The organism is Cutibacterium avidum ATCC 25577, from assembly GCF_000227295.1.
Classification (GTDB): domain Bacteria; phylum Actinomycetota; class Actinomycetes; order Propionibacteriales; family Propionibacteriaceae; genus Cutibacterium; species Cutibacterium avidum.
This window is the reverse complement of the sequence record NZ_JH165054.1, coordinates 1,275,722-1,296,932: the sequence shown is the minus strand read 5'-3', so window position 1 is coordinate 1,296,932 and position 21,211 is coordinate 1,275,722. Positions and strand designations below refer to the sequence as shown.

Sequence of the window (21,211 nt, the reverse complement as noted above, 5' to 3'; positions counted from 1 at the left end):
CATCACAGTCATCCCCGCACCATGCGCCTGACTAGGGATTTAGCCTGTTTGCGCTGGGGGCTTTTCGTTGAGGAGGGCCGGTGTATCCCGCCGAGAGACACAAGTGGCTCATCAACACCGCCCGTGAGACCGGTCGGGTCTCGGTGTCTGATGCGTCAGCCTCCCTGGGGGTCGTCCCGGAGACCATTCGGCGCGATCTCGATCAACTGTGCACCCAGAAGATGCTGAGACGCGTCCACGGTGGCGCCATCCCGATCGAGTTCGACCTGCTGGGAGATCAACCCCTCGACACCCGTGATTCCTCCGCGGTGAGCCAGAAGGAGCAGATAGCCAGGGCTGCGCTGCCCCACCTGCCGGCTGACAACGGATCGATCATCCTCGACGCTGGATCGACGACCGGTCGACTCGCGGCGATCATACCTCCCACAAGGCGCTTCACCGTTTTCACCAACTCATCACCGATCGCCAGCGCCATGGCAACCCACAGTGCATGCGACGTCCATCTACTGGGCGGGCGCCTGCGCCCGACCACTCAGGCCACCGTCGGGAATGTCGATGCCATTTCACGGCTGCGTGTTGACGTCGCCTTCATGGGCACCAACGGCATCTCCCTGGACCATGGTCTCTCCACCCCCGACGCCGATGAGGTCGCAACAAAGACAGCGATGATCGCAAGCGCCCACCACGTCGTCGTGTTGGCCGACTCCCGGAAGATGGGGGCAGAGTCAACGATGAGGTTCGCGGAGTTGGGTGACGTGGACGTCATCATCACCGACTCCGGGGTAACCCCACACCAGGTTGAGATGCTGCAGAAGTCTGGCGTCGAGATCGTCATCGCCTGAGGTCGGCCGCAGCCAGGACCATTTCAGTCTCCCCGGTCACTGCGCACGCTTCCCCCGGCACGCACTTCCACCGTGTGTGGTGTTTGGGTTGCTGACGTCAGCACGTGCAACCACAGGTGGCAGCAACCCCATTCATAAGACCGATCACCACACCGACGCCTGTCGCCGGATCAGCCCGTCAAACAGTCACCCCGAGGCATCGCGGCGCCCCGCATCACCAAATGTCCGTTTTAGTGTTTTATTATTGCTTTTCCAGCTTTTATGTTTTAGAGTGTCACACATCCCAACATTGAAGGGTCGCTCATACCTGAGGGACCGTTGGGAAAAGCGACGAAGGAGTCCCCCCGTGATCGTCACAGTCACCCTCAACCCGAGCATCGACCGCACTGCATCCCTGCCTGGGCCGCTGCAACGCGGCCAGGTGAACCGACTCGGCAATTCCACTGAGGTCTCCGCTGGCAAGGGAGTCAACATTTCCCGAGTCCTCTGCGGAGCTGGGGTCGACACCTGTGCCGTCGTACCGGCCGGAACCAAGGACCGGCTTGTCACCGGCCTCGCCAATGACAAGATCCCACACATCGCCGTCCCGATCTCGACGCCGGCGAGGACCAACCTCACCATCACCGAACCCGACGGCACCACAACCAAGATCAACCACCCCGGAGCCGCACTCACCACCGCCGAACTGACCGCCGTCGAGGAGATCATCCTCGAGACGTCGACCGACGCTGAATGGGTCGTCCTGTCCGGGTCTCTCCCTCCCGGCGTCCCTTCGGACTGGTACACCACCATGACCCGTCGGCTGCACGAAACCGGCGTCAAGGTCGCTGTCGACACCTCTGACAAGCCCCTGCAAGAGCTGTCCGGGAAACTCCCCGAGTCAGCTCCCGAACTCGTCAAGCCCAACTCCGTCGAGCTTGGTCAGCTCTGTGGGATCGACGGCAACTCCCTGGAGTCCGCCGCCGAGCAGGGCCATTTCGACGACGTCGTCGCTGCCGCCCGACGTCTTCGCGGCATCACCGAGGTGTTGGTCACCCTCGGCGGCGCGGGGGCCCTACTCGTCACCGAGACCGATGCCTGGCACGCCTGGCCGGAACCAGTCGAGGTGAGGTCGACCGTTGGCGCCGGGGACTCCTCCCTAGCCGGATTTCTGCTGGCCCGTACCCGCGGCGACCAACCCGAAAACTGTCTGCGCACCGCCGTCGCCTGGGGCACGGCCGCCGCAGCCCTCCCGGGGTCGACCATGCCGACCCCTGCCCAGGCCGACGCCATCCACGTCAGCCTCACCCATCTGTGAGATCGGAGAACCGATGAACGCCCCTCTCATCATCCCAGAACTGGTATCCCTCGACGCTGACCTGGGCTCGACCAAGGCCGAGGTCATCACCTCGGTCGCCGGAATCATCGCCAGGGCCGGACGCGCCGACGCCGACGGCCTGACCCGTGACGCCCTGGATCGTGAGTCCAAGAGCCCGACCGGGATGCCCGGCGGATTCGCTATCCCTCACTGCCGCTCCGCCGCAGTCTCCCAGCCCTCACTCGGCTTCGCCCGGCTGTCCCCCGCAGTTGACTTCAACGGACCTGACGGCCCTGCTGACCTCGTCTTCATGATCGCCGCCTCCGAGAACGGTGGCGCCGACCACATGAAGCTCCTCACAAAGTTGGCTCGCGCCCTCGTCAAGCCCGAATTCGTCGAGCAGCTGCGCCAGGCCCCCGACGCTCAGACGGTCGTCGACCTCATTGGCGGGGTCGTCGGACCAGAGGAGGGCGCGCCTGTACCGGCACCCGCCACCGCCGCCGCGACAGACGAAACAGCTCCCGAACAGACACCCACCACCCACGTCGTCGCCATCACAGCTTGTCCGACCGGCATCGCCCACACCTACATGGCCGCCGACTACCTCACGGCCGCGGGCAAGAAGATGGGGGTTGACGTCAAGGTCGAGCCCCAAGGTTCCACCGCCACCGAGCCCCTCGACGCATCCGAGATCGAGGCCGCTGACGCCGTCATCTTCGCCACTGACGTCGGTGTCAAGGGCCGAGAGCGATTCGCCGGCAAGCCGGTCATCGAGTCAGGGGTGAAGCGTGCCGTCAACGAGCCCGAGAAGATGGTCGCCGAGGCTCTCGCGGCAGCCAAGGATCCGCACGCGCACCGTGTTCCGGCGGGCCACGGCGAACACCAGGAGCCCGAGCAGGCCGGTTCCCAGATCGGTTGGGGCAAGCGCATCCAGCAAGCCCTCATGACCGGGGTGTCCTACATGATCCCGTTCGTCGCGGCAGGTGGTCTGCTCATCGCCCTGGGATTCCTCTTCGGCGGGTACGAGATCGCCAAGGACGGCATGGACATCGCCCTCCACAACACCTTCAACAACCTTCCGGCGCCTACCGCTCATGCCCTGGGTGGATCGGCCACCATGACCTACATCGGCGCGGTCCTCTTTGCCGTCGGCCAGGCGGCTTTCGGCTTCCTGCTTCCCGCGCTCGCCGGCTACATCGGTTTCGGTCTGGCTGATCGTCCCGGCATCGCCCCGGGGTTCGTGGCTGGTGCCGTCGCCGGAGTTACCGGGGCCGGATTCATCGGCGCCATCGTCGGTGGTCTGTTGGGTGGCCTGGTTGCCTACTGGTTCACCCGTCTCAACCCGCCCCGCTGGCTGCGTGGTCTCATGCCGGTCGTCATCATCCCGCTCGTCGGATCCCTCATTGCCGGTGGCCTCATGTACGTGGTCCTCGGTCGACCGCTGGCCGCCCTCACCAACGCCCTCAACAATTGGCTGGGTGGTATGAGCGGAGCATCGGCTGTCATCCTCGGAATCATCCTGGGCCTCATGATGTGCTCCGACCTGGGCGGCCCCATCAACAAGGCTGCCTACCTCTTCGCGACGACGAACCTCGCCGTCACCAATGTCGGATCCCTCAAGGTGATGGCCGCCGTCATGGCAGCCGGGATGGTCCCGCCCCTGGCGATGGCCCTGTCGACGACTCTGCGTCCGAACCTCTACCAACCGGCAGAGCGCGAGAACGGCACCGCTGCCTGGTTGCTGGGTGCCTCGTTCATCTCCGAAGGTGCCATCCCCTTCGCAGCTGCTGACCCACTGCGCGTCATCCCCTCGATGATGGCCGGCGGAGCCGTCACCGGGGCCCTGTCGATGGCGCTGGGTGCTGCGTCCAAGGCTCCCCACGGCGGTATCTTCGTCTTCTTCGCCATTGACCGGGTCTGGGCCTTCATCCTGGCCATCGTCGTCGGCACCATCGTGGCAGCCTTGCTCGTGACCATCTTCAAGGCCTCAGCCAAGCGTAAGGCCGAGGCCACCGCCTGAAATTTCCACGCCAAAACACACAACCCTGAAAGGGACACCATCATGGCCAGCAGAATCGTCAAAGTCGGATCCTCCGTCGGGCTTCACGCCCGTCCCGCCGCAGTCATCTCCCAGGAAGCTGCCAAACTCGGCTCCACCGTCACCCTGGCCGCAGAAGGAGGCGAGCCGATCGACGCCAAATCCGTGCTGCTCATCATGACCCTCGGTGCTGGCGCGGGCGATCCCGTCACGGTCGCCGGTGGCAACGAGGATGACGTCAACACCATCGCTGATCTCATCGAGTCCGACCTCGACGCCTGATCCCGCTCCACGCACGACGAGGGCCGCTGTCATGACGACAGCGGCCCTCGCCCATCTCCACGTGGACCCGAAAGTCGTCAGAACGTCGCCACCGACCCGGAATCAACACGGTAGTTCGACCCATTGACGAAGGAGGCCTTGTCGGAACACAGGAATGCGATGACGGCAGCCACCTCCTCGGGCTCTCCGCGGCGCTTGAGCTCCATGTAGGGGCGCTCCTCGTCGAGGAAGGACTCGATGGCGTCGTCGAAGCTGACGCCACGTTCCTCGGACCGCTTGGTCATCATGGCGTCGGTCATCGGGGTGTGGATGAAGGCCGGGGAGACAGCGTCGACGAGCAGCCCCTCCCGGGCGTAGGTGCGCGACAGCCCCTTGGCCAAGGCCAACACACCGGCTTTGGCGGCGCAGTACGGGATCTCGTCGTCATAGGGCTGGACGCCATCCTCGGAAGCCAGCAGCACGACACGACCCCACCCGCCGGTACGCAGGTCGGCGATGAACTCCCGCAGCACCCGCACCGGGCCCATGAGGTCGATGTCGAGGGTGGAGAGCCAGCCCTCCTCGTCGATCTCGTGGAACTTTCCCTGGGCGCCGGTGACCCCGGCTGACTGGACGAGGATGTCGATCGGCCCGAAGGCCTCCTTCACCTGTTGGTGGAGCTCGGCCAAGGAGTCGGCGTCGGTGACGTCAGCCGGGAAGGCGACGAGACGGTCCTCGGCCGCGTCGAGGCCCTTCGCGGCCTTGGTGAGCTCGTCGGCGTCAAGGTCGGTGACGGCAACCTTCGCTCCCTCCGCAAGGAGGAGTTTCGCGGTGTTCCAACCGATGCCCGAATCGGCACCGGTGATGAGGGCTACCCGCCCGTTGAGTCTGAGATCCATGATGTTGTCTCCTGTGGTAGAAGTCAGTTGATGGCGTCCGAGAGGTCCTCGGGCGGGTCGGCAAGCACCTTGACGGCCTCGTCGGTTCGCCCAGGCAGGTTCCACAGCAGGACGCCGACCGGCTTTCCGTCCTTGAGGTAGTAGACGACCTGGCCGTCCCCGACCTCCACCGAGGTGGTCTGAAGGCTGGCGTCGAGAGCGCCAACGGCCTCCCAGCGAACCCCGAACACCTGCGAGTACATCATCGGGGTGTGGGTGTAGGGGGTGTCCGAACCGGCCATCGAGCGGCCCGCTGCCTTGCCCATCATGGTGGCGTTGTCGACGTGCTCGACGCGGGTGCGGCCCAGCACCGAGTCCGGGTAGTTCGCGATGTCGCCAGCTGCCCAGATGGCGGGGTCGTCGGTGCGCAGGTACTCGTCGACGACCACGCCGTTGTCGACGGTGAGACCGGCGTCCTCGGCCAGGTTGGTGACGGGAGTCGCCCCCAGACCGGCGACGACGTCGTCAGCCTCGAGGATGATGCCGTCGTCCAGGGCGACCTCGGCGTTCTCGTGCTTGCGCACCGAGGAGACACGATGCCCGGTGACGAGGTGGACTCCGGCATCGGCGAAGAGCTTCTGGTACTCCGACGCGATCTGGGCCGGGAACTGGGAACCGCCCAGGATCGGGTCGGGTGTGACGAGGCTGACCTCGCAGCCCTGCTGGACGAGGGCGGCGGCGAGCTCGGCGCCGATGTATCCGCCACCGATGATCACCAAATGATGACCAGGCTGGGCCAGGGCACGCAGTTTCTGGTAGTCACGAGCGGATCGGAAGTAGAGAACGGCGTCTCCGTCATCGTCGATGCGCGACGGGGTCAGGCCGGTGACGAGCAGCAGCTTCTGGTAGCCGAAAACCTGACCTGAACCGACCAGAACGGTCTTCGCATCGCGATCGATGCTGAGGACCTCGGTGTCGAGGCGCAACTCGGCACCGGTGTCGGCGGCAGTGGCGAGGTCGGTCTTGTCCCAGGTGAACTCGGGATCGGTCCACAGCTTCTTGCTGAGGGCAGGGCGGGGGTACGGCGAATCAACGTCGGCGCTGAGGATGGCGATCGACCCGTCCTTGTCAATCTCGCGGATGCCGTGGGCGGCTGAGTCGGCGGCCATTCCGCCGCCGATGATGAGGTACTGGTACGTCGTCATGTGTGCTCCCAAGGTTGGGTTCATCGTCGAAACGATGCGTACACAAACCACGTTTATCAGCCCTCAGCGTCCCTTCGAGGGTTCACGGCTGGCTTTCGCACCGAGCCAAGACGCTGGTGGAAGATCGGGTTCTGAACCCGTCGACTGCCACCTGGGATAGCACCAGGAGCTGTCAGCAACCCGATCACCACACACGGTGAAAGTACCTCTGCCAAGGTGCCTCTGACACAGAACCGGGTCGACACGGACCACCAACACGACGTGGGACCCGCCCCACCGGACGGGCCCCACCGACGAATCAGTAGCTTTCAGATTCAGTGGCCTTCAGATTCCGGGGTGACCCCGGCATCCTCGTGGCACACCTGATCGACGTCCTCCATCTTCGACTGGGTCCACGGGGCGATGGCGAAGAGCACGGCCGCGACGACGATCGTCACGATGCCCAGACCGTAGTAGAACACCACGTCACCAAGATTCTTCGTGCGCTCGATCGTCACCGATGCCAGGCCCTGACCGCAGGCCGCAGCCAGCAACCACAGAGTCATGTTCTGGGATGCGAACTTCTTCGGGGCCAGCTTGGTGGCCGTCGAGAGGCCAATCGGGTTCATGAACAACTCGGCGACGGTCTGAATGACGAAGACGACGGCCAGGAACCACCACGGCGCGAGCTTGTCCCCGCCTGGCCAGCTCTGGAAGCCGAATCCCATCATGAGGGCGGTCAGCCCGATGATGAACACCGAGATCGCGAACTTCTGCGGGGTGTTGGGGAACTTCCCCTCCCTCCTTCGGAACCACATGCCCAACAGACCGGCAAGGATGAGTACGGCGGCCGGGTTGATCATCTGGTACTGCTCCGGCTTGAGAAGGGCGGAACCGGCGATGTGACCGTCGGTGTTGGCCTTGGCGAAGGTGGCCATCTTCCCGGCTGCCTGCTCGAAGATCATGACGAAGAGCACCTGCCCCACCCACAGCGGGACGAAGGCCCACAGGTGACCACGCTCCCGCTCGGTGACCTTCGAGGAGCGGAACATCGTCAAGAAGTACCCCAGGGCTGTCACGGTGGCGAAGGTGAACAGCGAGTAAGCGATGGCCGAAGTCCACTCGCCCAGCAACGCCTTGAACCCGATGACGAGCACAGCACCAATCGCGATGATTCCCAGGGTCCTGAGCACCATCCGGCGCCCCTCACCTGGGGCGAGCGGATTGGGAATGTCAAAGGCGAAGTCGCGCAGCTTGGAACGACCATGGATGAAAGCCACGAGGGCCAGGGCCATACCGATGGCTGCCGCGATGAATCCGATGTGGTACCCGTAGTGGTCCTTGAGCAGACCGGTGATGAGCGGAGCGATGAGGGAGCCGATGTTGATCGACATGTAGAAGTACAAGAAGCCTTGGTCACGACGCGGATCGCCATCGTCATAGAGGCCACCGACGACCGTCGACAGATTCGGCTTGATGAAACCGGTACCGATGGCGATGCAGACAAGGCCGATCCACGACGTCACCGCCTGAGGTATCGCCAGGATGACGTGACCGGTCATGATGATGAGACCGCCCCACAGGGTGGAGACCCACGGCCCGAGAATCCGGTCGGCGAAGATACCGCCGGGAATCGTCATGAGCAGCACCGCAGCGCCATAGGAGGCCATGACCACCTGACCGGCATTGACCGGCAGCCCGAGGCCGCCATTTGCCAAGGTGTCGGTGATGAAGTAGACGAGGATGGCCCGCATCCCGAACCAGGAGAATCGCTCCCACATCTCGACCTGGAGCATCCACGGCAGTCCGCCCGGATGTCCGAGGAATGACTTGTCGTCGCGTGAGGGGCCGGTCACCAAGTGCTTGGGTCTGAACCCCCTCGCTCTTCCAACTGCGGTAACGCCTTCGGCATCGGCGGCGAGCGGCTCGAGGGACATCTGATCCTTTCCTTTCCCCATGGTCCGGGCATCACGAATCCGTCCGGATGGCGGGTTCAAAACCTCCCGGCAACCTGGAAAACTACCTGCCCGGGCGCGGCATCGACATCCATGACCTGGCGACGTCATCGTCACTAATATGGATTGACGACGGGTTCAGGCTAGTACGCAGCCGTACCATCCGCTGACTCGCCCCGGAAAGAATCACGGCTGAGCACACAATTTCCCGCGCGAATCAGTGGTCGACGGACACTTCCTCGCGGTCATCCTTCCCCGTGGTCGTCACGAGCCGGCAGACGACCAGCGTGAAGAACCACCAGAACAGCGCGATCGGGAAGTTCTTGATGAGGTAGGTGTCCATCAGGAAGGCCGGGATCGTCGCGAGCACCCCGAGGCACAACACCGGGAAGTGTCCGCGAATCCCCTTGATGCACACCGCGATGACAGTGCCCAGGGAGACCAGCAGCAGGATGAGGCCAATCGCCCCGAGCTCCCCCAGCACCTGGGCGACCAGACTGTGAGCGTGCGGAAGACTGTAGCCGTACAGGGTCTGGCGCATCCCATGGGAGGACCCGGGCATGAAAGTGGACTCAAGGACGAACCACGGCCAGATGGTCCCATAGCCGGTTCCCATTAGGAAACGACCCGGTGACTCGAGGACGACGTGTCCCGCCAAGGCCCAGGTCCTCGCCCTCGCCGGATCCACCAGAGACCCCGTCCGCACCGTCGAGACGAACCAAATGGCAACTCCGGCCACCACTATCCCCAGGGCCGCGAGGATGGTCCATTGCTCACGGCTCCTCCTGCGGTGAGAGCGTCCGAGGAGAACCAGACCGAGGATGAACAGGGCCAGGCAGATGATCCCGGCACGGGACCCGGACACCGCCAAGCAGGCCAGGTGACTGACGACGGCCACGCTCGAGATGATCCGGTGACGGTTCCGGATGACGGCGTCGACAGCGACAGCCACGGCGAGGATCAGCACCACGTGACAGATCGCGGCCCCACCGAGCTTGGTGGCAACCCGCCATCCCGTCGTATGACCTGCTGAGTATTCGTTGACGAGCCCAATTGGGTTCGCGATCGCCATCAGAACGGACAGTCTCCACAGCGCTCCCTCGAGGTTCTCCACCACGATGAGTCGGCAGGCGAAGACAGCGACGAGAATCGTCATCGTCGCCTCGGCCAGGGGCACGACGAGGGCATAGAGCGGCAGGCCCCTGATGACCCCCATGGAAAAGTCATAGACGACATGGTCATGGAAGGGGATCGAGGCCGCAGCCCAGGCCAGCAGTGCCAGGAAGCTGCACACCACGATGGTGAGGGGACGGGTCCACTCCCGCGGAGTCGGTATCCCCCGTGCATCCCTGACGATGCACAACACTTCCAGCGCCACGGCAGCCACCGCGAAGAGCGGGAGCACCAGTGGGCACGCGCCATTGTCGAAGAGTGGCTGGTCCACCGTGACATAGGTACACGTGAGGAAAAGACATGCGACGACGACCTCGGCCGCCCCGCTGAACCACTGAGCGGGGTCTACCGAGCGCGATGCCACGGCCCGCAGGCCGTGAGGGAATTCGTGGTGACCAAAGATGCCAGCCATCCTACCCTCGAGGCCGTTGGAGACTCGGCCGCTCGACCCAGGCCGAACGCGTCGGTGAACGCAATCGGGCCGGGCCTCGACGGCCCGGCCCGATCATGACCGATGTGTCAGGAGATCTTGACGAACTCCCCGGAGGCGGCGGAGTTGATCATTGCCTCGCAGACCTGGACGACCTTGGCGCCCTGGGTCATCGTCACGATGTCGGACTCCTTGCCCAGCACGGCGTCACGGAAGTTCTCGTGCTCGGTGCGCAGCGGCTCGGGCTTCGGGATCGCGAACCTGGTGACGTCACCCTCGGCAACGCCACGGAAGTTGGCGATGTCATCCCACACCGTCGCAACCTTGGCGTTGGAGTAGAAGGTGAGATCAGCGGTCAGGGTGTCCGCGATGAACATGCCCTTCTCGCCGGTCACGAAGGTGCGACGTTCCTTGGTCGGGGTCAGCCAGTTGACGAGGTGGTTGCTCATGAGCCCATCGGAGAGCTGGCAGGTCGCCGAGACCATGTCCTCGTAGTCCCGGCCAGCCTTGAACATGGTACGGGCGGCAACCAGCTCGAACTCACGCTGGGTGACCCAGGCGGTGAGGTCGATGTCGTGGCTGGCGAGGTCCTTGACGACGCCGACGTCGGCGATACGGGCCGGGAACGGACCCTGACGACGGGTGGCCACCTGGTAGAGGTCGCCGAGGTCGCCGTTCTCCAGACGCTTGCGCAGCGACTGCAGGGCCGGGTTGTACCGCTCGATGTGACCGACGGCACCAATGAGACCCTTGCTCTCGAAGGCCTTGGCCAGACGGGTGGCGGCGGCCGTGTCGTAGGCCAGCGGCTTCTCGATGAGGGCGTGGACCCCCGCCTCGGCCAGCTTGAGACCGATCTCCTCGTGGAACTTGGTCGGGGCCGCGACGACGCAGTAGTCGACTCCGGCCTCGATGACCGCGTCGACGTCGGGCAGGACGGGCAGGTCACCGGCGACCCCGAATGGGTCCTTGCCGGAGGCGTCCGCAATCGCGACCAGGTCGACCCCGTCGATGGCGCGCAGGTTGCGGACGTGGTTCTTGCCCATCGACCCGATGCCGACCATGCCGGCACGCAGATTCGCCATCAGGCACCTGCCTTCGCGCAAGTGTTGACAGCGGCGACGATGCGCTCGAGGTCGGCCTGGGACAGCGAGGGGTGAACCGGCAGCGAGACGCACTCTGCGGCAACCTTCTCGGTGTTCGGCAGCTCGAGGCCCGGGGCGTACGGGGCCAGCGAGGGCAGACGGTGGTTCGGAATCGGGTAGTAGACCCCCGAGCCGACCTGGTGCTCCTCCTTGAGGGCGGTGACGAAGCGGTCGCGCTCCTCGCCGGTGGCTCCCTCGAGACGGATCGTGTACTGGTGATACACGTGCACGTAGCTCTCGGGAACGACCGGGGTGACGGCCTCGGTGATGTTCTTCGACAGGAAGGCCGCGTTCTCCTGACGGGTCTTCGTCCAGCCGGCCAGCTTGGTGAGCTGAACACGACCGATGGAGGCGTGAATGTCGGTCATGCGGTTGTTGAGACCGACGTACTCATTGGCGTAGCGCTTCTCCATGCCCTGGTTGCGGAGCATGGCAGCCTCGCGAGCGACCTCCGGGTCGGAGGTGGTGATCATGCCACCCTCACCCGAGGTCATGTTCTTGGTCGGGTAGAAGGAGAAGGCGCCGAAGGTACCGAAGGTACCGACGTGCTTGCCGTCGATGCTGGCGGCGTGAGCCTGGGCGCAGTCCTCGAAGACCCTGAGGCCGTGCTTCTCGGCGATCTTGAGGATCTCAGGCATGTTGGCCGGCAGTCCGTAGAGGTGCACCGGCATGATCGCGGCAGTCTTGTCGGTGATGGAGGCCTCGATGGAGGCCGGATCCAGGTTGAAGGTCACCGGGTCGACGTCGGCGAAGACCGGCTTGGCGCCGGACAGGGCGACGGAGTTGCCGGTGGCGGCGAAGGTGAAGGAAGGGACGATGACCTCGTCACCCTCACCAATGCCGGAGGCCAGCAGACCAATGTGCAGGGCCGAGGTGCCCGAGTTGACGGCCACGCAATGGACCCCGTCGACGACCTGGGAGGAGAACTCCTCCTCGAAGGAGTGGACCTGGGGGCCCTGGGCGACCATGCCGGAGGCGATGACCTCGTCGACGGCCTTGCGCTCGTCATCACCGAGGATCGGCTTGGCAGGTGGAATGAACTGGGCAGTCACGTTGAAAGCTCCTAACTGTTCGGACACGATGTCCGGTTTGTGGGCGCCGTGGCACCCACGAAGGGGTACTTGGGTTGGGGGGACGACGACCTCAGGCCTGCTCGCCCTCGCTGACGAGAGTCAGCGTGTCGGTCTCGGGATCCTCGACGAACCGGTCCCCGATTCGCGAGTCGATCCACTTGTTCTCACCGTCGGGATCCAGCGGGAAGCCGGAACGACCCACCCACTTGACTCGACGAGCTGGTACACCAGCCACCAGGGCATAGGCCGGAACATCCTTGGTGACGACCGATCCGGCCGCCACCGTGGCCCACTCACCGATGGTGACGGGGGCGACGCACACAGAGCGGGCACCGACGGCGCAGCCGCGCTTGCAGGTCACGCCCACCTGCTCCCAGTCGTCAGCCGACTTGAGGGAGCCGTCGGGGTTGATGGCGCGGGGGAAGTGGTCATTGGTGAGGACCACCGCCGGACCGATGAAGACCCCGTCCTCCAGCTCCGCCGGCTCGTAGACCAGCGCGTAATTCTGAATCTTGCAGTTGTCGCCGACGCGGACACCCTCGCCGATGTAGGCACCACGGCCCACCACGACGTTGCGTCCGAGGACAGCTTCGCTGCGGACTTGGGAGAGGTGCCAGATCGACGAACCGTCGCCGATGGTCACACCGTCGTCCAGATCGGCGGTGTCGATGATCCGTGGTTCACCCATGTGGGACGCCTTTCATGCCGGTTGCATCGGGTCCAGCGTACTCGCGCCCAGGACAAGACGCCGACAGGCCCGCTCTCAGGAGGCCGAACACGCCACAGGACATTGGCCCTCAGATGTGGAAGGGGCTCACTTCTGGTCGGCAGAGATGGCTCGAGCCAGAACTCGGCGTCGACGGGGAAGCCGCCGGTCGTCGACATGGTACTTCACAGATCTGCGCGGAGAGAGGCTGGTCCTGAGCAGGTACTGGCACCACAGCGCAATGGTGGCCATCTGGCACCAGACCGCCGGGGCCTTGAGGTACGAACTGTTGGCCATGGCCAGCACCGGGCAGAGGAGCAGGCTCACGCCCACCGCCTGCAGCAGGATCGTCTCGGTGTAGCCGGGATGCCCCCCGGCGCGGCGAATGGCTGCGATGAGAGCAGCCAGGGCCAGGGCGACGAGGACCACGCCGACGAGCAGGCCGTAACCGACGAAGACCTCGGTGAAACCGTTGTGCGGATCGATGGCGCCGTAGGTCCGCCACGGCGCAGCGGTCACTTCCACCGTGTACCGACCCGGTCCAATGCCGACGCCCTTGGTGTTCACGAACAGCCATCCGGCGTTCTGGTACAGGTGCAGACGGGTCTGACCGGAATTCGAGTTGAGGTTGACGATGAAGGTGTTGTAGGCGTCGATGAGTTGGGGAATCATCCCGGCGGCAATGACGAAAATGGCGCCCACGCACACCCCGATGGCTGCGATCATCGTCAGAACTCGAGAGCGCACGCACATCCAGGCCAACAGCACCAGACAGGCTGCCATGCAGAGTCTTGACCCGGTGAACCAGGTCACCGGCGCCACGAGGAGAGCGACGATGAAGTACGTCCACTTCAGCCAGCCCTTCTCGAGCTGCCATCCGACGATGAGGGCAACCATGCCGGCAGTGATGAAGTAGGCAAAGAGGTTGGGGTTGACCATGAAGGAGGCGATATCGGTCGCCGTCCTGCGGACATAGGCCGAGGCACCCAACCGATAGTTGGGCATGTGTTTTCCTGTAGCAATCTCGAACAAGCCGGGCAGGATCGCGATGATGACGCCGCCGAGCCAGGCCCGGCACATGAGGATGATCCAGGACAGCCCGTGGCCGACGAGGGTCAGGGAAATCATCGTCAACAGGCCGACGAGAACTCCCAGATTCTCCTTGAGGCTCTCAGCATCCCTCATGAGGAACAGGCCCATCGCGATCCAGAACATGCCGACGGCGATGAGGACCTGGGAGACGATCTCCACCCGTGGGCGCGCCGCCAGAGCGGCCAGTACCAGGACGACGACCAGCAACCGCACCGGAGGCAGACCGGCGATGGTGATCGTCGAGGCCCATGCCGACGCGAAGGGCAGCAGGATGAGGAAGAACTTCACGAACCACACTGCGACCCGGGAAGGCTGGGAGCTCGGAAGATCGGCCCGCTGAGCCAGCGTTGTCATGCCTGCGCCACCGTCACCATTCGGTCGACGAAGACGTCGAAGTTGTGGTCGGCGTCGTACTTCTCGGCCACCAAACGGGCCACCTCCTGACGAGTCCGGTCGGACTTGGCGTCATCCATCCGCGCCGCGATGAACTCGGCCACCTCCGATGCTGACGGATCGGACGGCATCAGCCAGTCCGGAGGAAGGATCTCACGAACCCCGCCCACATCGGTACCGATGACCGGTACGCCGCGCACCATCGCCTCCATCATGGACACTGGGATGCCCTCCGAGGAGCTGGTGTTGACCAGGACGTCGGCCTGGTGGGTGCGATACCAGGTGAAGAGCTCGTCGTGTCCGAGCTGGCCCAGCCATTCCACCTCGATCCCGCGAGGCTGGAGTTTCTCGGAAACTCGGGCAGCAAGCTCGTCATGGAGACGCCCCTCACCAGCGTGAACCCAGCGCAGGGTGGTTGATCCGCATCGCTGGGACAGATCCGCCAGGGAGTCGATGAGCAGGTCGAGCCGCTTGAAGGGGGTCATGGTGCTGACGGAGAAGACGGTGAAGACGCCGTCCGGGCTGGGTCGGCACCACTCCTCGCGCGAGGGGATGTCGACACCCAACCGACTGACGACCACGCGATTCTCGTCGAACCCATAGCGATCAACACAGAATTCGGCTCCATCGGCGGCAATCGGGGCCAGCAGGTCGACCTCGTCAACGATCTGGCGCACCGCGGGATGATGGCGCAGGGGGTGACGATCCTCGTAGATATCGGCGTTGTGAGCCCGAGACGCCACACGGCGCACTGCCCCCTGCTTCTTCGCCAACGCAGCACCCACTGTCGAGACGGCCAGCCAGTAGGTGTAGACGAGATCGATCCCGCCGTGTTCTCTCGACAGTTCGGCCAGGCTGCGTCGGACCATGGTGATCTGGGCACAGGACCGCAGGGCGAAGACGAAGCGAGAACGGTTCAGACGGCCCAAGTTGGCGAGATCGCGAATTTCTCGCCAGAAGACGCCGGACGTCAGGGCGTCAAGAACTGACAGCGCACGCCCTTTCTGGCTTCCCCACTTCCTCAACAGGCGGGTGTCGAGGGTGACGCCCGCAGGAAGATCACGGGGTTGGACATTCGGCGCGTCGTTCTTCTCCGGCAAGACCACCATGTCGATGCCGCGACCCGTCCAGTGGGGCAATTCCGCGACAATGAACTGCTCGGCAGATCCGTAGGGGAACCGGGACGTCACCAGGACGACCAGCGGCTTGTCATGGTGCCGACCGGTTGATTGGCGCGAAACCCCTTGGGAAGGGCGGACACGGCGGACCCGCTGCGCGAGCCAGCGCTTCGCGCGTCCCACCACGCCGGAGAGTGCGCCTGATCGTTGCATGGCCGATACTCCTTGGTTGTCCTACGGGCTATGGTGGTTCCAGCCTATACACACCTTCACCCCTGACAGATCGGTCGTTGGATGCAGCTACGTACAGTGTTCCGGAACGCGCGCCATTTCTTGGCCTCATCGGCGATTGTCGCCGTCATCGTCGCGATCGTCGCTGGGGTCGGCCACTACGCCATGTCCCATGCGAGCTACGAGGCCGAGGCCGACGTCTTGTTCACGTCAGAGGCCTTTGACACGTTCCAGAATCCGGCGGCGGCCTCGGAATACACCACCCACCTCGTCGCTTCCTATGCCGATTACCTCAGTTCCGCCGCGGTGCTGGAGCCCCTCGGCGCCAGCCTGGACCCGAGGGTGTCGTCAAAGTCGTTAGAGCAGGCCATCAAGGTGACCCCTTCCCCGATGTTCCTGCAGATCATCTACTCCAGCGACAATGAGGCCGACACCAAGAAGGTCGTCGACACCATGGTCACGGACCTCAAGAAGGCCGTTGCCCGGGTGCCGCATGCCAGCAACAACAAGCCGGTACTGTCCATCTCCAAGGCGACCGTCATCATCTCTCCGGTGCAGGGAAGTGAGCGCTCGGCCACCAAGAGCATGGTCGTCGGTGTGCTCATCGGCATCCTCGTCGCTCTCATCTACCTGTTCGTCCGAGCCATCCTGAACACCAGGATTCATTCGCCGGAGGACGTTGCCGAGGTCGTCGATTCCTCGGTTCTGGGCTGCGTTTCGGCATCCCCGACGACCAGCGAGATCACACCGCTGGCCCACAACATCTCCTTCATGCCGTCACGAGACGGCATTCGTACCGTCTCCTTGTGCCCCAGCTCCGGACCCACCCAGGCCGGAGTGATTGCCGCGGCTGTCGCCGACAGCCTCGCCCGCACCGGTACCAGGACGGTGCTCGTCGACGCCGATCTGGCCCATGGCAGCGCAACCCAGGCACGTGGTCTGGACCGTACCACCGCGGGGCTGTCTGATCTGCTCGCCGGACGCGCTCATGAGGCTGACGTCCTCGTCACCGGCAAGGGTGACGAGGCCGACTTCGTCCCGGCCGGAACAGCCACCGATAACGGCGGCGAGTTGCTCGGCGGTGAGGCGCTGACGGCCCTGCTGCACGAACTGGGCTCCCGCTACGACACCGTGATCGTCAACGCCTCTGCAGGGTTCGAGGCCTCTGACTCCCTCACGGTTGCGTCCAAGACCGCCTCGACGATCGTCGTCGTAGGCGAGGGAGTGACCTCACGGCGTGAGCTCAGCGATCACCTCGAACTGCTGTCGATGTGCCACGCTCACCTGGACGGCGTGGTGCTGGCTCGCAAGAAGTAAGCGCTTCTGGAAGATCTCTTGAGTGACGGTTGCCGGTTTCCGGCAACCGTCACTTTCCTTGTCACAAGAGGATCGTCTCATCAGAGGGCCGCGGTCAGGAGCTGCCATCGCGACGTCGTGCAGCCTCAATCAGTACGACTCGAAGTGCCCGATGCCTGATTCACCAACTCATGATTCAACAGTGCCGGGGCTTTCCAGCGAGGCTGCCACCGGACCAACCCGTTCTCCATCACAGCCGTGAGAGGCCAGCACACAACCAGCAATGAGCCACCACCACGTCGACACGGCGAAGTTCTTCAGCAGGTAGGTGTCGAATACCCAGGCGGCCGTGGTGGCAGCCAGAACCATCGAGGTCACCGCCCAGGTGGAGCGACGACGCACGTCATGCCAGGCATTGGCCCACACCAGGACGACAGACGCACACAGCACCAGGAACATCAGGACGCCCAACTCCGTGAGCACCGCGACGAAGACCGAATGAGCAGAGTTGAGGGCAACCCCGAACGGAGTGCCGATGATGCCGGCTCCCGGGGCCGCAATGAACTTGTCCTCGATGGAATACCACGGAAAGACCCGACCGGATCCCACGCCGAGAAGCAGGTACGTCCAGGAGCTGGAGACCGCGTCCCATCCCACCGAAGCGGCATGAAGACGGGCCGGCGAGGTCCATGTGGCCAGACGTTGCAGAGCGGGTACACGGATAACGAGGGCGACCAGCATCACCGCTGCGGCAGCCGCAACACCCCCCGCGATGCGCGGATGGTGTCGTCCCCAGGCTGCCAGCGCCCAGGCGCCGAAGATGAACAGCACGATGAGGGCGGCGCGGGAACCGGTGGCGATCGTCATGCCGACGGCAAGACATCCCACCATGGCCAGGGCAAGTTGCCGCGGACGCGTGCGAGCCATCCGAGAAGCGTCGAAGAAGACACCGGCCGCCAGGAGGATCGCGACGTGGACAACCGCCGAGCCACCCATCGCGCTGGCAAGCCTGGGACTGCGGTGGATGGACGCCTGAACCGGCCAGTCCACGAGAGCGCCGAGAAGCACCGCAGCAGACCCCCCCAGGGTCGCCAGCCGACGAGCATGGCGAGACAGGACGAGTACCGTTGTCACCGCCGCCATCAAGGTGACCAGGGCTGTCACGGCTGGCATGACCTGGTGGATGCGTGGCACCGTCGTCCGCCACACGACAGCTTTCGGGGCCACCATCGCCGAGATCAGGGACCAGATCATGATGGTCGTGATCTCGGCGATGAAGATCCAGCCGGTTCGACTCATGGAATGACGTCGTCGCCATGCTGCTGGCGCCAGACACATCGTCACGACGGCGCATCCGACAAGCTGGATCGAGACGGTCCAAGGGGTCCACAGACCATGCCGGGTGTCGATGAGCTGCATCGCGAACAACGCGACCACGACGCCAATCACGACGATCTTCTCAAGGGTCGGGAGAGTCCAGACCTTGCGCGCGTATACGAGCCTCAACTGGCCCACCCCCCGGTGAAGAATCGCCAGCCCCACCACACCACGACGGCGAGATCGACGACAACGACAATGCCCATGATTCCGCGCCACAGCAACACCAGACCGGGCGGTTTGGACGGGCCACGAGTGAGCTCAGCCAGCGCGACGAAGAGCGGGAACCACAACAGAGTGGCACGGTTGACGCTCATGTACCAATAACCGATCGAGAAGGCCACGACTTGGATACCAACCCACGCTGCCGAGGCCCAACGGCGACGGATCAGGCAGTAGATGAAGACGAGGATACCCAGGACGACCGAGACCAGCTCGAGCCGAAACACGATCGCCACTCCGGCTGCCCCCGAGCCGTAGGTGGCTTCCCAGGTCTCGGGGTGGGTCGCGGGCAAGGTGTGCCGCAGTGTCTCGACCGGGGTGGTGAAACCGCGTCCCCAACCCTTGGTCTGCGCCTGGGACCAGGCCGTCCACGACCCTGTCAGCCGATGCAACCACACCGCGAAGGCCACGAGAACAGCAGCTGGCACCAGCAGGGTCGAAAGCCGATTGACGATCTCGGTATTACGGCGGCGTCGAGCGGCTTGGCTGGTGGGACGACGCTGGTCCCCGTCGCCAAGGACTGCCATCACAGCCAGGGCACCGACGAGGAAGAGCCCTGACACTCGGAAGGTGCATGCCAGTCCGGCAAGCAACGCGGCTGGCCACCATTTCCCGGCTCGGGCACGCTCCCAGGACCAGAATGCGGCGGCGCAGAACGGGGACTCGGTGTACCCGACGACGGTGAAGACCGCCGTCGGGGCGATCAGCCACAAACACGCCGGGACCGTGCCGCCGATACGGAACAGCGCCCAGGCCGCCAAGGCCGACCCGACCAGGCCGAGCAGAACTCCGGTGACCTCCATCGGTAGACCGATGAGGCTGCCGACCTTGAGCAGTGCCGGAAGGCCAGGAAAGAAGGCCATTTCCAGGGGATCGGCGTACCCATTGCGGGCGATGGACATGAAGTGCTGGACGTCCCAGTTACCCGTCACCTGGGAGAAGGTGCGGTGGTACCCGGCCATGCCGACCACGGCGACGATGAACAGGATCGCTCGACTCCCCAACCATGTCTGGGCCACCAGGCGTCCGTCATCGGCGGGGGTGAATGACGTCGCGACTCGCGTCGACCTCATTGCTCCGGTGCGCGTCACCGGGCAGCCTCCGCGACGGGTTCACCTTCGGGCGCTGGGTCTGGTGCGTGGTCGAGCACCCCACCGGTGGGATCGTCGGCATACCCCACCCTGACGACGTCATTCCACGGCCGTCGGATGTCGTCGACAACTCCCCACGCGAACCAGATCTCACAGGCCAGGCGCAACACGATGGAGGCCCAGTAGACGATGTCGGCATCGGACCCGCCCGGCAGGGACAGCCCGCCGAGATGGGCCCAGACGGCCAAGGAGTAAAAGCACTCCCCCACCATGAGGACGGCCCAGTCGCGGAAATCGGGGCGGGCCAGGGCAGCCAGCGGAACGAGCAGCAGCACCCATTGCGGCGAGTACACCTTGTTGGTGATGAAGAGGATCAACAGGGCCACGCAAGCGACCTGTGCGATCCGCGGACGTCTCGGGACCGTCATCGACAGCCATGCCAGACCGAGCAGGCCGCCAATCGTCAAGGCGCCGGTGATCCAGCCGATCCCAGGGATCGTGCCGCCCGAGGAGTCCTGGATGACGTACCACATCGTGCCCAGACCGGTGCCTGACCAGAAGGCCGAACGCAGGTAGGTCCACCAGGTCGTCAGACTGAGGCAGCACGCGATGACATGACAGGCCATCAACACGAGGAACCCGGACAGCAGGTATCGCCCCAGCTCCGGAAGCCGCGTGGCGCGCAGACAACACACCAGGACGGCGAAGGCCACCACGGCGGCCTGCAGGCTTCCCGCGCAGGCCAGACCGACGAGGATCCCGGCCAACCATGGACGGCGACGGGACCAGGCCAGCATCGACGTGGTGGCCAGGGCGACCGGGACCATGGAGAAGTCGATGAGACCGGCCAGGTAGACCGCTGGACACAGCACCACCCAGAAGACGTCCCAGGAACGGCGTCGGACCTGGGTGGGACGGCCCTCCTCATCGACGGGAAGGTTGGTGTCCGAGCTGCGCCCCAGCAGCATGACCGAGATGACGACGGCCAGGAAAGCCACGAAGAGCACGACCTGGGCGACTCCCCAATAGGCGTTGGCTGCGTCGAGAACCTGCTGGTCAGTGGCCTTCGGGGAGACTTCCGCACCGAAGACCCACACCACACGGCGACAGAAGGCCATGAGAACAGTCACGAGAGGGGTCTGGGCGACGTCGGGGTTCGAGAAGAGTGATCCGCCGTGGCCCATTCCCGAGGACCGATAGATCGTCGGAATGTCCGAGTAGCACTGCCGCTGGTACGGATCGACGGTCTTGGACGCGACATGCTGCACGCACGGAGTGACGCGGTAGATCGTGAGCAACCACACCACGATCGCGCTCATGACAGCCCACGGACCTGGGTCGAAGAAAATGCCGCGTGGCCAGGCATGACGCCCCATGCGCCCACCAATACGGCGATCCAGCCCCAGCTGAGA

At 64.5% G+C, this 21,211-nt stretch carries 17 protein-coding genes; 5 read left to right on the top strand and 12 right to left on the bottom strand.

Annotation, left to right across the window (positions count from 1 at the left end):
- Positions 1-80 precede the first annotated feature (80 nt).
- The 4 genes from HMPREF9153_RS05685 (at position 81) to HMPREF9153_RS05670 (ending at position 4,459) form a co-directional block, all read left to right on the top strand.
- Positions 81-842, top strand: coding sequence for a DeoR/GlpR family DNA-binding transcription regulator (locus HMPREF9153_RS05685; RefSeq protein WP_004810269.1), 762 nt, complete (start codon positions 81-83; stop codon positions 840-842).
- A gap of 346 nt (positions 843-1,188) precedes the next feature.
- On the top strand, positions 1,189-2,139 hold the full coding sequence (locus HMPREF9153_RS05680; protein ID WP_004810268.1) for a 1-phosphofructokinase family hexose kinase: 951 nt from the start codon (positions 1,189-1,191) through the stop codon (positions 2,137-2,139).
- Between the two features lie 13 nt (positions 2,140-2,152).
- Positions 2,153-4,159 carry a PTS fructose transporter subunit IIABC gene (locus HMPREF9153_RS05675; RefSeq protein WP_004810267.1) on the top strand — a complete coding sequence of 669 codons (2,007 nt, stop codon included), beginning with the start codon at positions 2,153-2,155 and terminating at the stop codon, positions 4,157-4,159.
- Positions 4,160-4,201: 42 nt separating this feature from the next.
- The gene (locus tag HMPREF9153_RS05670) at positions 4,202-4,459 is read left to right on the top strand and encodes an HPr family phosphocarrier protein (protein ID WP_004810266.1); all 258 of its coding nucleotides are present in this window, start codon (positions 4,202-4,204) and stop codon (positions 4,457-4,459) included.
- 77 nt (positions 4,460-4,536) lie between these two features.
- Here HMPREF9153_RS05670 and HMPREF9153_RS05665 read toward each other — a convergent pair whose 3' ends face one another.
- From HMPREF9153_RS05665 to HMPREF9153_RS05625, 9 genes are all read right to left on the bottom strand, one after another.
- Positions 4,537-5,337 (bottom strand): SDR family NAD(P)-dependent oxidoreductase, encoded by an 801-nt coding sequence (locus HMPREF9153_RS05665; RefSeq protein WP_004810265.1) that lies wholly within the window; start codon positions 5,335-5,337, stop codon positions 4,537-4,539.
- 23 nt (positions 5,338-5,360) lie between these two features.
- Positions 5,361-6,545: an NAD(P)/FAD-dependent oxidoreductase gene (locus tag HMPREF9153_RS05660; RefSeq protein ID WP_174266634.1), complete on the bottom strand. Its 1,185-nt coding sequence runs from the start codon at positions 6,543-6,545 to the stop codon at positions 5,361-5,363.
- 290 nt (positions 6,546-6,835) lie between these two features.
- Complete coding sequence (locus tag HMPREF9153_RS05655) at positions 6,836-8,437, bottom strand: peptide MFS transporter (protein ID WP_036979642.1); 1,602 nt, start codon at positions 8,435-8,437, stop codon at positions 6,836-6,838.
- Positions 8,438-8,672: 235 nt separating this feature from the next.
- Entirely contained in the window at positions 8,673-10,040 is a 1,368-nt protein-coding gene (locus tag HMPREF9153_RS05650; RefSeq protein WP_004810260.1) for an O-antigen ligase family protein, read from the bottom strand.
- 107 nt (positions 10,041-10,147) lie between these two features.
- On the bottom strand, positions 10,148-11,140 hold the full coding sequence (locus HMPREF9153_RS05645) for a Gfo/Idh/MocA family protein (RefSeq protein ID WP_004810259.1): 993 nt from the start codon (positions 11,138-11,140) through the stop codon (positions 10,148-10,150).
- Complete coding sequence (locus tag HMPREF9153_RS05640) at positions 11,140-12,252, bottom strand: DegT/DnrJ/EryC1/StrS family aminotransferase (protein WP_036979638.1); 1,113 nt, start codon at positions 12,250-12,252, stop codon at positions 11,140-11,142. Before HMPREF9153_RS05640 ends, HMPREF9153_RS05645 begins: the two co-directional genes overlap by 1 nt.
- 91 nt (positions 12,253-12,343) lie before the next feature.
- Complete coding sequence (locus HMPREF9153_RS05635) at positions 12,344-12,961, bottom strand: acyltransferase (RefSeq protein WP_004810257.1); 618 nt, start codon at positions 12,959-12,961, stop codon at positions 12,344-12,346.
- A 126-nt stretch (positions 12,962-13,087) separates the two neighbouring features.
- Positions 13,088-14,425, bottom strand: a complete 1,338-nt coding sequence (locus HMPREF9153_RS05630; protein WP_004810256.1) for an O-antigen ligase family protein — start codon at positions 14,423-14,425, stop codon at positions 13,088-13,090.
- Entirely contained in the window at positions 14,422-15,795 is a 1,374-nt protein-coding gene (locus tag HMPREF9153_RS05625; protein WP_004810255.1) for a glycosyltransferase, read from the bottom strand. The genes HMPREF9153_RS05630 and HMPREF9153_RS05625 overlap by 4 nt, the downstream gene beginning before the upstream one ends.
- 96 nt (positions 15,796-15,891) lie before the next feature.
- On the opposite strand from HMPREF9153_RS05625, the gene HMPREF9153_RS05620 reads away from it, so the two are divergent.
- Positions 15,892-17,130: a polysaccharide biosynthesis tyrosine autokinase gene (locus HMPREF9153_RS05620; protein ID WP_238993148.1), complete on the top strand. Its 1,239-nt coding sequence runs from the start codon at positions 15,892-15,894 to the stop codon at positions 17,128-17,130.
- A 168-nt stretch (positions 17,131-17,298) separates the two neighbouring features.
- On the opposite strand, the gene HMPREF9153_RS05615 is transcribed toward HMPREF9153_RS05620, so the two are convergent.
- The 3 genes from HMPREF9153_RS05615 to HMPREF9153_RS05605 are packed head-to-tail and all read right to left on the bottom strand — an operon-like array spanning position 17,299 to position 21,175.
- Positions 17,299-18,624 (bottom strand): O-antigen ligase family protein, encoded by a 1,326-nt coding sequence (locus HMPREF9153_RS05615; protein WP_138237441.1) that lies wholly within the window; start codon positions 18,622-18,624, stop codon positions 17,299-17,301.
- Positions 18,612-19,799, bottom strand: coding sequence for a mannosyltransferase family protein (locus HMPREF9153_RS05610; RefSeq protein WP_004810252.1), 1,188 nt, complete (start codon positions 19,797-19,799; stop codon positions 18,612-18,614). The genes HMPREF9153_RS05615 and HMPREF9153_RS05610 overlap by 13 nt, the downstream gene beginning before the upstream one ends.
- Complete coding sequence (locus HMPREF9153_RS05605) at positions 19,796-21,175, bottom strand: glycosyltransferase family protein (RefSeq protein ID WP_036902167.1); 1,380 nt, start codon at positions 21,173-21,175, stop codon at positions 19,796-19,798. Before HMPREF9153_RS05605 ends, HMPREF9153_RS05610 begins: the two co-directional genes overlap by 4 nt.
- Positions 21,176-21,211 lie beyond the last annotated feature (36 nt).

What these genes read in the sequence shown, in the direction of transcription:
- HMPREF9153_RS05675 (WP_004810267.1), top strand. Translation starts at nt 2,153, where the DNA reads ATGAACGCCCCTCTCATCATCCCAGAACTGGTATCCCTCGACGCTGAC.
- HMPREF9153_RS05670 (WP_004810266.1), top strand. Translation starts at nt 4,202, where the DNA reads ATGGCCAGCAGAATCGTCAAAGTCGGATCCTCCGTCGGGCTTCACGCC.
- HMPREF9153_RS05665 (WP_004810265.1), bottom strand. Translation starts at nt 5,337, where the DNA reads ATGGATCTCAGACTCAACGGGCGGGTAGCCCTCATCACCGGTGCCGAT.
- HMPREF9153_RS05660 (WP_174266634.1), bottom strand. Translation starts at nt 6,545, where the DNA reads ATGAACCCAACCTTGGGAGCACACATGACGACGTACCAGTACCTCATC.
- HMPREF9153_RS05655 (WP_036979642.1), bottom strand. Translation starts at nt 8,437, where the DNA reads ATGTCCCTCGAGCCGCTCGCCGCCGATGCCGAAGGCGTTACCGCAGTT.
- HMPREF9153_RS05650 (WP_004810260.1), bottom strand. Translation starts at nt 10,040, where the DNA reads ATGGCTGGCATCTTTGGTCACCACGAATTCCCTCACGGCCTGCGGGCC.
- HMPREF9153_RS05645 (WP_004810259.1), bottom strand. Translation starts at nt 11,140, where the DNA reads ATGGCGAATCTGCGTGCCGGCATGGTCGGCATCGGGTCGATGGGCAAG.
- HMPREF9153_RS05635 (WP_004810257.1), bottom strand. Translation starts at nt 12,961, where the DNA reads ATGGGTGAACCACGGATCATCGACACCGCCGATCTGGACGACGGTGTG.
- HMPREF9153_RS05630 (WP_004810256.1), bottom strand. Translation starts at nt 14,425, where the DNA reads ATGACAACGCTGGCTCAGCGGGCCGATCTTCCGAGCTCCCAGCCTTCC.
- HMPREF9153_RS05625 (WP_004810255.1), bottom strand. Translation starts at nt 15,795, where the DNA reads ATGCAACGATCAGGCGCACTCTCCGGCGTGGTGGGACGCGCGAAGCGC.
- HMPREF9153_RS05605 (WP_036902167.1), bottom strand. Translation starts at nt 21,175, where the DNA reads ATGGGGCGTCATGCCTGGCCACGCGGCATTTTCTTCGACCCAGGTCCG.